The sequence below is a fragment of the Paenibacillus athensensis genome, from assembly GCF_004514475.2.
Lineage (GTDB): Bacteria > Bacillota > Bacilli > Paenibacillales > NBRC-103111 > Paenibacillus_AL > Paenibacillus_AL athensensis.
Genome location: NZ_MYFO02000001.1, coordinates 366,600 through 380,142, shown reverse-complemented (window position 1 = coordinate 380,142; position 13,543 = coordinate 366,600). Strand labels below are relative to the sequence as shown.

General features: G+C 59.6%; 10 protein-coding genes. 2 read left to right on the top strand and 8 right to left on the bottom strand.

Features of this window, described 5'->3' with window-relative positions:
- Nucleotides 1–155: 155 nt before the first annotated feature.
- From rocF to B5M42_RS01655, 5 genes are all read right to left on the bottom strand, one after another.
- Nucleotides 156–1,064, bottom strand: coding sequence for an arginase (gene rocF, locus B5M42_RS01675; protein WP_134748911.1), 909 nt, complete (start codon nucleotides 1,062–1,064; stop codon nucleotides 156–158).
- Nucleotides 1,065–1,088: 24 nt separating this feature from the next.
- The gene (locus tag B5M42_RS01670) at nucleotides 1,089–2,018 is read right to left on the bottom strand and encodes a proline dehydrogenase family protein (RefSeq protein WP_134748913.1); all 930 of its coding nucleotides are present in this window, start codon (nucleotides 2,016–2,018) and stop codon (nucleotides 1,089–1,091) included.
- Between the two features lie 76 nt (nucleotides 2,019–2,094).
- A complete protein-coding gene (gene pruA / locus B5M42_RS01665) occupies nucleotides 2,095–3,645 on the bottom strand; it encodes an L-glutamate gamma-semialdehyde dehydrogenase (protein WP_134748915.1) in 1,551 nt (516 codons plus the stop codon).
- 11 nt (nucleotides 3,646–3,656) lie between these two features.
- Nucleotides 3,657–4,856, bottom strand: coding sequence for an ornithine--oxo-acid transaminase (gene rocD, locus B5M42_RS01660; protein WP_134748917.1), 1,200 nt, complete (start codon nucleotides 4,854–4,856; stop codon nucleotides 3,657–3,659).
- 322 nt (nucleotides 4,857–5,178) lie between these two features.
- On the bottom strand, nucleotides 5,179–6,234 hold the full coding sequence (locus B5M42_RS01655) for a DUF3900 domain-containing protein (protein ID WP_134748919.1): 1,056 nt from the start codon (nucleotides 6,232–6,234) through the stop codon (nucleotides 5,179–5,181).
- A gap of 192 nt (nucleotides 6,235–6,426) precedes the next feature.
- Between B5M42_RS01655 and B5M42_RS01650 the strand changes: the two genes are divergently transcribed.
- On the top strand, nucleotides 6,427–6,660 hold the full coding sequence (locus B5M42_RS01650; RefSeq protein WP_134748921.1) for a hypothetical protein: 234 nt from the start codon (nucleotides 6,427–6,429) through the stop codon (nucleotides 6,658–6,660).
- Between the two features lie 135 nt (nucleotides 6,661–6,795).
- Here B5M42_RS01650 and B5M42_RS01645 read toward each other — a convergent pair whose 3' ends face one another.
- Entirely contained in the window at nucleotides 6,796–9,192 is a 2,397-nt protein-coding gene (locus B5M42_RS01645) for a PAS domain S-box protein (RefSeq protein ID WP_134748923.1), read from the bottom strand.
- A gap of 149 nt (nucleotides 9,193–9,341) precedes the next feature.
- On the opposite strand from B5M42_RS01645, the gene B5M42_RS01640 reads away from it, so the two are divergent.
- Nucleotides 9,342–10,283 (top strand): zinc dependent phospholipase C family protein, encoded by a 942-nt coding sequence (locus B5M42_RS01640; RefSeq protein WP_134748925.1) that lies wholly within the window; start codon nucleotides 9,342–9,344, stop codon nucleotides 10,281–10,283.
- A gap of 149 nt (nucleotides 10,284–10,432) precedes the next feature.
- Here B5M42_RS01640 and B5M42_RS01635 read toward each other — a convergent pair whose 3' ends face one another.
- Both B5M42_RS01635 and B5M42_RS01630 read right to left on the bottom strand, forming a co-directional pair.
- Nucleotides 10,433–11,125, bottom strand: coding sequence for a uracil-DNA glycosylase (locus B5M42_RS01635; RefSeq protein ID WP_134748927.1), 693 nt, complete (start codon nucleotides 11,123–11,125; stop codon nucleotides 10,433–10,435).
- A 36-nt stretch (nucleotides 11,126–11,161) separates the two neighbouring features.
- On the bottom strand, nucleotides 11,162–13,462 hold the full coding sequence (locus B5M42_RS01630) for a type IA DNA topoisomerase (RefSeq protein ID WP_134748929.1): 2,301 nt from the start codon (nucleotides 13,460–13,462) through the stop codon (nucleotides 11,162–11,164).
- Between the last annotated feature and the right edge of the window lie 81 nt (nucleotides 13,463–13,543).

Here is a 13,543-nt window from a genome sequence, read left to right as displayed (position 1 = left end):
GCTTGCGGCAGCTCCCGATGAGAAGGTCTCGTTCGGATAGCGACGATGCCGCAGCTGCCGACAAATACCCCCAATCGCTCGTGTATCGCGGGCGGTTGGGGGTATTTAATGTGGTTAACTTTATTCGCCGGCCGACTGTTGCGCACTGGTGAACGCTACAGAATGCGCTCACCGAACAGCGAAGCGATCAGGGAAACGGCGATTTGCGCCGTTTGGTTGCAGTGGTCGAGGATCGGGTTCACCTCGACGAACTCGGCGCTCACCAGCCGGCCCGATTCGCAAAGCAGCTCCATCGCCAGATAGCTCTCCCGGCAGGTGAGCCCGCCCGGCACCGGCGTCCCGACGCCAGGCGCCGCAGCCGGATCGAGCCCATCGAGGTCGAGGCTCAGATGAATGCCGCTCGTGCCGCGAGACACGCGATCGATCGCCTGCTCCATGACGCTGGCCATGCCGAGCCGGTCGATTTCGTGCATCGTGAACACGAGGATGCCCTGTCGCCGGAGAAAGTCGCGTTCTCCGGCATCCAGCGAGCGCGCGCCGACGATGGCGACGTGCTCGGGGCGCAGCGCGGACGCGGCCCCGCCGACCGCGGTCAGCCGCGGGTCGCCGAAGCCAAGCGCCACGGCCAGCGACATGCCGTGGATGTTGCCGGACGGCGACGTGTCGGCGGTGTTGACATCGCCGTGCGAGTCAAACCAGATGACGCCGAGCGCCGGATGGCGGCGGCGCATCCCGGCGAGTGTGCCGATGGCGATGCTGTGATCGCCGCCGAGCACCAGCGGAAAGCGTCCGGCTTGCTGCGACGCTTCTACGGACCGGCACAGCTCGGCGTTGACCTTGGCGATTTCGTCGACATATTTGAGCTTGTCGGCGCTCGCAGCCGTCGGCTGCCGCCGCACGGACAAATCGCCCTCGTCGTGGACGCGGTAGCCGAGCTGGGCGAGCCGCCGTTCCAATCCGGCGCAGCGAATCGCGCTGGGCCCCATATCGACGCCGCGACGGTCCGCGCCGAGATCCATCGGCACCCCGATCACGGCGATGTCCGGGTATTGCTGCGGATTCATCCTGCAGCACCTCCTTGTGAGCGGCTATTTGCCGAGAATGGCTTTTAGCGCAAGCATCAGATTGGCCGGACGCTCGGCGATCCGCCGGGTAAAGTACGGATACCAGCAATCGCCAAATGGCGTATAGATGCGGACGCGGTATCCGTCATCGACCAGCTCTTGCTGCAAACGGCTTGCCACGCCGTATAACAGCTGGAATTCGAAGCGGTCCCGGGAAATGCCGGCTTCGTCGGCGTATCGCCGGAGCGGATCGATCATGCCCCGGTCATGGGTGGCGATGGCGGTATAGCTGCCGCTCTCCATATGCAGTCTGGCCAGCCGGATGTAGTTGCTCTCGATATCCTTGCGCCGCGTATAGGCTACATCGGACGTCATCCGGTAAGCGCCTTTGACGATGCGCAAATTGGCCCCGAGCCGTCCAAGATCGCGAACATCGGCCAATGAGCGGTACAGGCAGGATTGAAGCACAAGGCCAATCGTCCGCGGGCCGAATTCCTCCAGCAGTCTGCGGAACAACCGCACGGTAAGCTCGGTGATGCCGGAATCCTCCATATCAATCCGGATAAAAAGTCCGCGCGATTGGGCTTCGCGGCAAAGCCCGCGCATCAGCTCCAGACAGTAGCCGAAGTCCATGCACAGACCAAGCTGAGTCAGCTTGACGGACACGTGCGAGTCCAGCCGAAGCTCGCAGATGGCCTGTAAGGCAGCGGCGATCCGGCTGGCCGCTGTTTGCGCCTGCTCCGTTTCATAGACATGCTCGCCGAGCAAATCGAGCGTAGCCGCCAGCTTGCGACTATTGAGAGCCTGAACCGGCGCAACCGCCGCCTCCAGGTTCGGTCCGGCGACAAACCGGCTAACGCCCAGACGATCGCCGTTTCGCTCGAACCAGCTGCGGACGCCGGGTCTGCCCGCTGCGGACAAAATCCGGCTGCGCAAAAAAGCGTCGAACGCCATACGGCTCACCCCCTTATCTTAGGGATCAACTTGCGCGCAGGCTTCGCTGGAACACAGCGAACGAGCGGTAGCGCGCTTACAGCAGTTCCGATACGAGCTTGAGCTGAGTGAACAGCTGCAGGTAATCCGGTCCTCCGGCTTTGGAGTCGGTGCCGGACATGTTAAAGCCGCCGAACGGATGGGCGCCGACGACGGCGCCTGTGCATTTGCGGTTGATGTACAAATTGCCGACATGAAACTCGCGAATCGCTGCTTCGACGGCTGCCCGGCTGCGCGTATACACGCTTCCTGTCAGCCCGTAGTCGGTATCGTTAGCTATGCGCAGCGCCTCGGTCCAGTCGCGCGCCTTGGCGAACGCAAGCACCGGACCGAAAATCTCTTCCTGCATGAGCCGCGCATCGGGCGCAACATCGGCAACCAGGGTCGGCTGAACGAAAAATCCCGTTCCCTCGAGCAGTTGTCCTCCGGCCACGACCCGCCCTTCCTGCGGAGCGAGCGCCAGATAGCCGGCGATTTTGCGTTGGCTGCTTTCGTCAATCACGGGGCCGGTATAGACGTGCGGATCGCGGACATCGCCGACAGTCAGCTTGGCGGTCAGCGCCGTACAGCGCTCCAGCAGCTCGTCGTAAACTGCTTCGTGAACGATGGCGCGCGAGCAAGCCGAGCATTTTTGCCCGGAGTAGCCGAAGGCCGAAGCCACGATCCCGGCTGCAGCTAATTCAAGATCGGCGTCGGCGTTGACCACGATGCCGTCCTTGCCGCCCATCTCGGCGACGTAGCGCTTGAGCCATTTTTGCCCGGGCGTCAGCTGTGCCGCCAGGCCGGCGATGTGCACGCCGACATCGCGCGAGCCTGTAAACGAAACAAAGCGCGTCAGCGGGTGCGTGACGAGGTAGTCGCCAATTTCGCTGCCGCTGCCCGGCAGCAGCTGCACGACGCCGTCCGGGAGCCCTGCCTCCTCCAGCAGCTCCTGCCATTTGGCAGCAATAATCGGCGTGGCGCTGGCCGGCTTGACAACGACCGTATTGCCGGCAACGACGGCGGCCATCGACATGCCGACGAGAATCGCCAGCGGGAAATTCCACGGCGCGATGATGACGCCGACGCCTAAAGGTAGATAGCTAAGCCGATTGTTCTCGCCGGGCAGCGCCACCAGCTCGGCGGCGGCGCGCAGCTCCAGCTGCAGCGCCTGCCGGGCGTAGTATTCAAGGAAGTCGATCGCTTCGGCCGTATCGGCGTCGGCTTCGCCGCGGCTTTTGCCGGCTTCCAGCAGCAGCCACGCCGAGAACTCGTGCTTGCGCCGCCGCAGCAGCGCCGCAGCCTTGAGCAGCAGGTCGGCGCGGAACTGCGGGGTTCGCCGCGACCAGTCGGCATACGCGCGATTTGCGGCGAGCAGCGCCTGCTCGGCCAGCGCTGCGTCGGCTTGAGCGGACAAGCCGACCGTCTCGTCCCTAGCGCTCGGGTTGATCGAGCGAAGCCGCCGCTCTGTCATGATGCGCCGGCCGCCAATGACCAGAGGCGTTTCGACGCCCAATTGGCGCTCTACGGCAGCCAAGGCTGTGTCAAACGCCGCAGCGGCGTCGGCGCTGCGGAAGTCGGTTAACGGTTCGGGCCTGTAAGGAATCATCCGCATCCCTCCTAAGCTTGATTGAGAATAGGCACGAGCCGTTCCAGCGCCCACGCCGCGTCGGCGTCGCTGAGCACGAGCGGCGGAGCCAGACGCACTGTATGCACGTGCGTATCCTTCGTCAGCAGCCCGGCGGCCAGCAGGCGCTCGCACATCGGCCGGGCCGGCTCCGCCAGCTCGATGCCGATGAAGAGCCCCCGCCCGCGCACCTCGCGAATGCGCGGGTGGGTCAGCTCGCGGCGCAGCTTTGCCAGCAGCGCCGCGCCCAGCTCGGCCGAGCGCTCGCACAGCCGCTCGTCAAGCAGCGCCTGCACGGCGGCAGCCGACACCGCGCAGGCGAGCGGATTGCCGCCGAACGTGGAGCCGTGCGAGCCAGGCTCCAGCACGTCAAGCACGGCGGCATCGCCGCAAACGGCGGAGATCGGCAGCACGCCGCCGCCAAGCGCCTTGCCGAGCACATACAGATCCGGCGTGACGCCCTCCCACTGGCAAGCGAACAGCTTGCCGGTGCGTCCCAGTCCGGTCTGGATTTCATCGGCAATCAGCAGTGCGCCGTGCGCCCGGCAAAGCGCCTCCGCCTCGCGCAGATAACCGTCCGGCGGCAGCCGGATGCCGGCCTCGCCCTGAATCGGCTCGACGAGAAACGCCGCTGTGTTTGGGGTCAGCGCTTGTGCCAGCGCCGCTGCGTCGCCGTAAGGAACCATGCGAAAACCCGGCGTAAAAGGGCCAAAGCTCCGCTTATACTCCGGGTTCGATGAGAATGACGTAACACTCAAGGTTCTGCCGTGAAAATTGCCTTCACACACGATAATTTCCGCCAGCTCGGACGGTATGCCCTTCACTTCATAGGCCCAGCGCCGGGCTATTTTTATCGCGCTTTCCACGGCTTCGGCTCCGGTATTCATCGGCAAAATGCGGCCTTTGCCGGTCAGTCCGGACATCAGCACCAGCCACGGGCCAAGCTGGGCATCATAGAACGCCCGCGACGTCAGCGTCACGCAGTCAGCCTGACGCCGCAACGCGTCGATAACGCGCGGATGGCGGTGACCCAGGTTGAGCGCCGAATATGCGCTTAGCATATCGAGATACCGTCGCCCCTCTGCGTCCTCGACCCATGCGCCCGCCGCGCTTGTGACGGCTACCGGCAGCGGCGCATAGTTATGCGCGCCGTACTGTTCGGTTAGCCGGATCGATTCCTCCGTCGGCTGCATCGTCATCACCCCCGTTCTTCTATATGTACGAACGGAAATGACGTTGTATGCTTGCGCTTGCGGCAAGCGCGTCCCTGCGTCCGGCTGGCTCGGCAATGCGCTCCGGTTTCGCCCCCGCCTCGTGCAATCGGCCGCGGCTTGGCCAGGCGCCTAGTCCTAACCGCTCGCCCACTCTGCGCTCCCTTTGCCGCGGCCCCGCCCGCAACCTCTGCGCTGCGCCCACGAGCTCTGCTCTGCGTCTGCGCTCCCCCGCCCGGCGCCTTGTCGCAGTCCGAGCGCTCCACTGTCGCCCGCTCGCTCCACCCCTGCGTCAGCTGCCCTGCTACTCGTCCCTGTCGGCGCTCAGCCGCTCCAGCACCTCGTGCAAATCGTCGGGGCGCAGCAGCTCGATCGGCGACACGCCTTTTTCAAAATGCAAATAGTCTCCGGCGAGCAGCACGAAATAGCGGTCTCCCTGTCTGGCGATGTGCAGTTGACGGCCAAAATCGGCGAGTTGGGCGCGCACGGTCATATGATCGAGCTTCAGCCGCAGCTCCAGATCAGGCTTCTGCTCAACGAGATACGATGCAGCTTCCATCACCTGCACCGGCGTCCACTTCTCCTGCAGCTCGCGCTTGTCGCTGGCCGCCCACATTTCAATGTCGCGCTCCTCGCGCTCCCGTTCCTCTGGCAGATGAGCGTATTGTTCATCCAGCTGCTGATGCACAAGTCCCAGAACCTGATGCTGCAAAATTTCCGGCATCGATTTCTCGTATTCGACAAATTTGAGAAAATCCTCGAAGTAACGGGCGTGCGAGGACTGGTGGATCTTGAGCTCTGCTTCCTCCAGCATCCCTTCCTCCGGCATGTAGGGATATTGAATCGACTTCATGTTCTTGGCGTTAATCGCCATTTCCACCTGATTCAACAGGCTGCGCTCATCGGTAATGCGGGCGATTTTCGGCTCAAAATCGCATTTGAGAATAAAAACAAACGGATCGTCGAAATATTGATTCAGCTTGGCGCTGGCAACAATAAAAACACCGCCCCGCACGGCGCTTGTATGCAAATAAGCGTTCAGCACCTCGTCGGCCACATTCAGAAACGATTGCTTATCCGGGGCAAAACGCAGCTTGGCGAACCAGTTGAAGTTCGGATTGCTTTCCAGCGGAAAGCCTTCTTCGAGGGCAAATCGCCCGATTTTTGTCGGAACCTGCTCGACGCGCGGGTTGCGTTCGACCTTGCGTTTGGCAATTCGCGCAAATTCGCCGTCCAAAAATTGCTGTAGCGCGCTTTCCTCGTAATCCGCTTCATCCATCGTCTGAAAGTGCTTGTAGGTTTTTGAAGAAGCTTCGTCCTGTATGACAAAAAAAGATAAAAACTGCACGGAAAATTTCATGTTGGGCTCCTTGATCTGGGCATAGGATTAACAAGACACCCAACGATTGTACTGCACAAATGAGCGCCTGTCAGCCAATCCGATGTAAATTTACAAAAAATGCGAATGTTTGCGTGATAACCTTCCGCGTCGCGATGTCATACATAATGAGCTCGATATTGACCACAAATTAAAATTACAGGGGTGCACATAATGATTTACGGAACTAAGCTGCTGGACACCGATACTGAACTATTTGCCGCCGCGCTTTCGCAAACATCTGTTTACGTATGGTCGCTTGACACCTATGGCGTTTTTTTCCAGGTCGGTACCGGCATTATTGAGAAGTTTACCCCGGACTACGTCCGTGTGCGCAGCGAGCAGGAGCCGGGCAAACGGATTCTCTATCCCCGCGAATCTTGCGAATTCAGCATTCGCTCCGTGTAAAAAGCAAAAGTCAGGTGCGGCCAGCCCAATCGCCGCGTCCCCGACTCTTTATGTTTATGAAGCCCGATCCCGAAAGCTCCCGCCGGCTGGCTTGCCCCCCGGTTGCGGAGCTTTTGGTCTATGCTCCCGGCCTATTTACAGGGCGAACGGCCCGGCCGCTGTCAGCGGCTCTGGATTCGAGCGGGTCTCCGTTTTGCGCTTCTCCTGGCCCCGTCCGAATGGCGGCTGTACAGCCGTATGGCCTGCAGCTTCCAAATCCAGCTGTACGGGCAAAAGAACGTCAATCGTCGTGCCGACGCCGATTTCGCTTTCAATGTGCATGGTGCCCTTGTGCGCTTCGACGATTTTGAAGCACATCATCAGTCCCAGCCCGGTCCCCTTCTCCTTGGTCGTATAAAACGGTTCTCCAAGCTGCCGCACCCGTTCGTCAGGAATCCCGCAGCCGTTGTCGCGCGTGCGCACGCGTATATGCGACGCATCCTGCATGGACACGGCCAGCCGGATGATACCTCCCTTCTGGATCGCTTCAATGGCGTTTTTCACCAGATTGATAAACAGCTGCTTGAGATGCTTTTCCGAGCAAATCAATTCGGGAATGGCTTCCTCGATCTCCAGACTCAGCTCGACGTTGCATAACAGCGCCTGGGTTTCCAGCAGCGCAATGACCGACTGCAAAATATTGGCAAGGCTGCTGCGCTTGTATTGAATCGCTTCGGGCTTGGCAATGACGAGGAACTCGCTGACGATAAAGTTGATCCGATCCAGCTCGGACAGCATAATTTCAAAATAATACTGCTTGCTTTGCATTTCGTTTTGCAGCAGCTGCAAGAAACCGCGCAGCGAGGTCAGCGGATTGCGGATTTCGTGAGCCAGTCCGGCAGCGAGCTGACCAGCTACGGACAGCTTGTCCGATTTGCGCAGCAGCTCCTCGGTTCGCTTGCGTTCGGTAATGTCGCGCGTTATACCGGCAAAGGCGATAATGTCGCCTTCCTCGTTTTTGATCGGCGTCTTGGTCACACTGACGTTGATAATCGATCCGTCTTTGCGCTCGCGTACGGTTTCCAGCGCGGAAATTTGCCGTCCTTCACGCAGGCTCGTGTAAATTTCCAACCGTTGCTCCTCCAGAAAGGACGGGTAAATCGGCAGCCGCCGGCCAATCAGCTCCTCTGCCTTCCAGCCGAAAACACGCTCGTAAGCCGCATTGACCGACAGCACCCGCTCCTGCACGTCCGTCACGCAAATCGCATCGGTCGTGTTGTTAATAAATGATTCCAGCAGCTCCTTCGTCTCGCACAGCTCGACCTCCATCCGCTTGCGTTCGGTAATGTCCACCGAGGAGCCGATCACCTCGAATACGTAGCCCCGCTCGCTGATCGGACGCAGCGATGTCAGATATGTAATACTGCGAAACGTCGTTTCGTACATCACATTTTCTTCCCCGTTCCAGGCACGGCGGTAATAGCTGTCCATCGTCGACGCCAGCGGCTCGGGCCAAATTTGCTGCAAGCTGTTGCCAAGCATATCGCCCGGCTTATACCCGAGCCGATGCAGCAGCTCTCCGTCGCATAACGTATGTATGAATTCGTCCTGAATCAGCCGAAATTTGAAGGTCATGCCCTGCTGGCGGCGCAGGGTCTCGCGCAAATCCTGCTGAGCGATGCGCAAGGATTCGCGGTCCTTGTTATGCTGGGTGATGTCTCTGGCGATGATGTAGACGCCTTCCATCGTATCGTTCACAATGATCGGCACGTTTTTAAGGCCGAGATCGATGATATCGCCGTTTTTGTGCTCTACCTGCAGCATATAATTGTCCGTTTCCAGCAAAAACCAGCAGGCTTCCGCTCCTTCGATGTCCGTTTTATTGAAAAAACGGTTGATCGTATAGCCGGCCATTTCAAGCTCCGTATAGCCAAGGATGCGTTCCATCGCCGGATTCAAGCTGACGATCAAGCCGTTCATGTCGCAGGTGAGAATACCGGCGGGATTGTGCGCAATCAGCGATTTGTAGCGCTGCTCGCTTTCAGCCAGCCGCTGCTCCATCAGCTTTCGCTGGGAAATGTCCTTGATTTGCGCGACATAATACAGCGGACTGCCAAATGTATCGCGCACCAGCGACATGCTGAGCTCGGCCATGACAACGGCGCCGCTTTTATGGGCAAAGCGTTTTTCGAGCTGGTATGATTCAATGGTTCCGCTCAGCAGCTGCTCCATGCAGGTTTTGTGATGCTCGACGTCCTCAGCCAAGGAGATGTCGTGAATGTTCGTATACAGCAGTTCGTCTCGGGAATAGCCGGTAATGGCGCTGAAGCAGCTGTTCACCCGAATCCACAGTCCGTCGATCGAGATGAGCGCCATGCCGATGGCGGCGTATTCGAAGGCTGCGCCAAACATAGGCTCACTGCCGCGAAGCGGCCCGGCGGTCGGCTGCGGGATCGTGCTTGTCCTCAAATCGGGAGATTGGTTCATCATCGTTTCCTCCATCTGTTCAAAGCTTGCCGAATCTGCAAGAGCTATTCCATAATCATTCGACATCTCCTAAAAAATTCCTTCTGCCGTTCCCGTCAGCCGTTGCGACCGGGTGAAAGCTGATGAGGCCCGTTGCCAGCGGCCGGCTTTATGCTACAATATAGCTTGCAGATCAACTTGCACACCGGCTCAGGCCGCTGACAGGAGGACGGCGCATGCCAAATATTTGGACGCATTTGATTTTCGGAGAAGAACTGGTCGGGCAAGCGGGCTTGTCGGGGATGCTCGGCGATAGCAACCTGCAGCGCGTGTTCCGCATGGGCTGCCAGGGACCGGATTTTCTGTTTTATCACCGCTTTTTGCCCTGGCAAAAGGGAAAGGGCCTCCCGGCGCTTGGCAGCGCGATGCACGCGGAAGCCTGCGGTCCGTACGTGCTGGAGCTGCTTCAGCAGCTGCAGGGCCGCCCGCTGTATAATCCGGCCGTAGTCTTTGCGCTCGGCTTTATTACGCATCATATTCTGGATCGCAACATGCACCCGTACATTTTTTATAAATCGGGATTCAAAAAATGGAATCATCAGCGCTTTGAAATTGCTGTAGATACGCTTGTCGTTCGCGCCAGGCTCGGCTTGGAAACGTGGAAAACGCCCGTCTGGAAGCTGCTCGATGCCGGTCCCGCACTGCCGCTTGGCCTGGCCGCCGCGATGAATACCGCTGCGCACAAGCTTTATCCGCAGCTGGCGGCGGGGCTGACTGAAGCGGACTGGAACGAGGCGTACCGCGACATGCTTCGCGCGCAGCGGCTGTTTCACGATCCGCATGGCGTCAAGCGGGCGCTGACTTTCGGCTATATCGCCCCGCTGGTGTATACGAGAAAGCTGCCTGGTCTGGATTACCTGAACGAATCCCGTAGCGTCTGGAACTGTCCGACCTCGCAGGACGAGGTGTACGACAGCAGCATATGGGATTTATGGGATCGGGCGCTGGCCGACGGGCGGACGGTGCTGGAGCAGGCGGTGCGGGCGCTGCAAAGCGGCAAGCCGGTAGCAGATACGGATTACGAGCCGTTCATGCAAGCGCTTGGCAACCGCTCTTACGAAACGGGTAAACCCTGCGAAAGCGGCGCACGCATCGTCTATGTCAATCCGATTCTGTGAAGCTCTCTTTACTTTCTTTTACTATAGCAAAAATTTCCATAAATTGGCAAGGCGCAGGCTTGAAAAAAACATCAAGCTGCGCCTTTTTTTTGCGCTTTTTTCAGTTTTTGCACCGTCTGCGGCGCGGTATGGGCGAGCTCGCCTCATCTTTACCCTTGAACTGCGGGCTGTATATCCTCGATCTGCCAATCAATCGGCTCGCTGCCCAGCTCCAGCAAATAAGCATTGGCGCGAGAAAACGGCTTGCTGCCGAAAAATCCCCGATACGCCGACAGCGGACTCGGATGCGGCGATTTGATGACGCGGTGACGCGCGGTGTCGATCAAGCCGAGCTTGTTTTGCGCGTTGCTGCCCCATAGCAGAAATACAACGGGGCGCTCCCGCTCGTTCAGCAGGCTGATCACCCGATCGGTGAACGTTTCCCAGCCTTTGCCCTTATGCGAATTGGCGGAATCCTTGCGCACGCTGAGCACCGTATTCAGCAGCAGGACGCCCTGCTCGGCCCATTTGACCAAATAGCCGTTATTCGGCACGCGGCAGCCGAGATCGCTTTGCAGCTCCTGAAACATATTTTGCAGCGACGGCGGCGTCGGGACGCCGGGCTTGACCGAAAAGCTCAAGCCATGCGCCTGCCCGGGACCGTGATACGGGTCTTGTCCGAGAATGACAACCTTTGTGTCAGCATAGGAGGTGTAATGAAGCGCGTTAAACAAATCGAATTTGTCGGGATATACGGTCCCCTCATTGTATTCGTCCACAAGAAAGCGCCGCAGCGCCAAATAATAAGGCTTCTGGAATTCCGCTTCGAGCAGCGGCGCCCAGTCGTTTTTCAGAATCGTCATAAACGTCACGTCTCTCCTTATTGCTTGTTTCAGGCCTCACGTCTCTGCGCCCAGTGCGCCTGTAGCCGGATCGGTCAGCACAATACGGCCCTCGGCCGCTGTGCCGTCCGGCAGCGTCAGCTTCAGCTTGGCCGTCCGGCCCTTCTCGGCCAGCGCCTTCACCTGGGCGTCCGTCAGCTGGCGGCCGAAGCTTTCCTTCCAGATAACGAAGCCGCAGCCTTCCTTGTAATGCGAGCAGCCGTAGCCCTTGCGGCCCATAAACAGCGAGCCCCCGCAGCCCGGCCGGGGGCAAGCGGCCACGACCGGCGCTCCGCCCGCCGTCGTGGCTGCAGCCGCCTCGCGCTTCGCGCCGCGAGGCTTGGCCGCCGTGGCGGCTGCCGTGCGGCCGCCCCCGGAGCCGGCGCTGACGGCCGGGGACGCGGCTTCGCCGTCCGTCCCCTTGCCGCGGGCAGCGCCCTTGCCCCGCGGCTTTGCCGCCGCGGGCGCAGCCCCCTCGAAAGCGGTCTTCGCCGCTTTCGGCTGCCTTCTGACCTTGTCGACGATCAAGGTCGCAAACCGCTTCACGTTGTACATGAACTGCTCGTCCGAAGCGCTGCCGCGCGAAATTTCATTGAGCCTGCGCTCCCACTGGCCGGTCATTTCCGGCGAAGTGAGCAGCTCAATCCCCGCGCCGCGGATCAGCTCGACGGCCGTTCGCCCCTTTTGCGTGATGACGATTTTTTTACCCTGCATATCGATGTAGCCGACCTTCTTCAGCCGCTCGATCGTCGCCGCGCGCGTCGCCGGCGTGCCCAGCCCGGAATCCTTCATCACGTCGCGCAGCTCCTCGTCCTCGATCTGCTTGCCGGCGCTTTCCATCGCCTTGAGCAGCGTGCCCTCCGTATATGACTTGGGCGGCTGCGTATCCTTCTCCTTGACGATGGCATCGCTGCACACCGCCGCCAGCTGCGCCTGCACGGCAAACGGCTCGTTGACCTCGATTTCCTCGTCCTCTTCGTCGTCCTTGCCCTTGCCGCCCTTCGGCTTCTCCTTCTTCTGATCGGCGTACAGCACCTTCCAGCCCAAGCGCAGCAGCTCCTTGACCGTTGTCTTGAACAGCTCCTGCTCGACCTCGGTCATCACCGTATGCACCTTGTACTCCGCGGGCGGATAAAATTGCGATAGAAAGCGGCGCACAATCAAATCGTACAGCTTCATTTCGTCGGGCGTCAGCCCGCTGGCCTTGCGGTTGGTCGGCAAAATCGCATGATGGTCTTCAACCTTGGCCGGATTGCAGATGTATTTGTTGTTTTTGTGAACGAGTCCACGGTCCGCGCCCTTGACCCATTCGTCATAAGCCGTCCCCTGCAAAGCCGACAGCGCGCGATGCATTTCGGGAATGTTTTGCTCGGTCACGTAGTTGGAGTTTGTCCGCGGATACGAAATGACCTTGTGCTTCTCGTACAGCGCTTGCGCGGTGTCGAGCGTTTTTTTGGCGGAAAAGCCGAACTTGCCGTTCGCTTCGCGCTGCAGCAGCGTCAAATCGTACAGCTTGAACGGATATTCCTTCGTGTCTTTCACTTCATAGCTGGCGATGCCCGCCGGCTTGCCCTTCACCTTGGCGGCCAGCGCGTCGGCTTTGGTCCGGTCGGTCATCCGTTCGCCCTGCCACATCCCCTTGTAGGTCGTTTCTTCCTGGGTAAAATGGCCTTCCAGCTCAAAAAACTTCAGCGACGTAAACGCCTCGATCTGTTTCTGCCGGTCGTAAATTAGCGCCAGCACCGGCGTCTGTACCCGTCCCACAGACAGCAGCACGTTATGCCGCGTTGTAAAGGCGCGCGAGCCGTTCATCCCGATCAGCCAGTCGGCTTCGCTGCGCGAACGCGCCGCCCGCGTCAGATTGTCGTATTCCGCGCCGTCCTTCATCGTCTCGAAGCCGCGTTTGATCGTTTCGCCCGTCAAATCGGAAATCCACAGTCGTTTGACCGGATGACGCAGCCCGAGATGACGCTGGATCAAGGAAAAAATATGCTGGCCCTCGCGCCCGGCGTCGCAAGCATTGACCAGCCGGTCGCAGCGCTTGGCGAGCTCATCGATCACCTTGAGTTGATCGAAGGTGCGCGGATTCGGAACCAGCCGGAATTCCTCGGGAATGATCGGGAGGTGCTCGATGCTCCATTTTTTATATTTATCGTCGTATTGGTCCGGCTCGGCGAGCTCGATCAGATGACCGATGGCCCACGTAATAATGTAGTCCTGGCCCTCCAGATAAGCGCGCTTATTGACCGCCTTCGGCTCGATGGCCGCGGCGATATTGCGGCCCATATCCGGTTTTTCGGCAATTACCAAAGTTTTCACATGCAACCCTCTTGTCGATCATGCTATGGATTCGTAACAAGTCTGTATTCGCGCCGTAACCGGCAAAATCCTGCTTGCCGT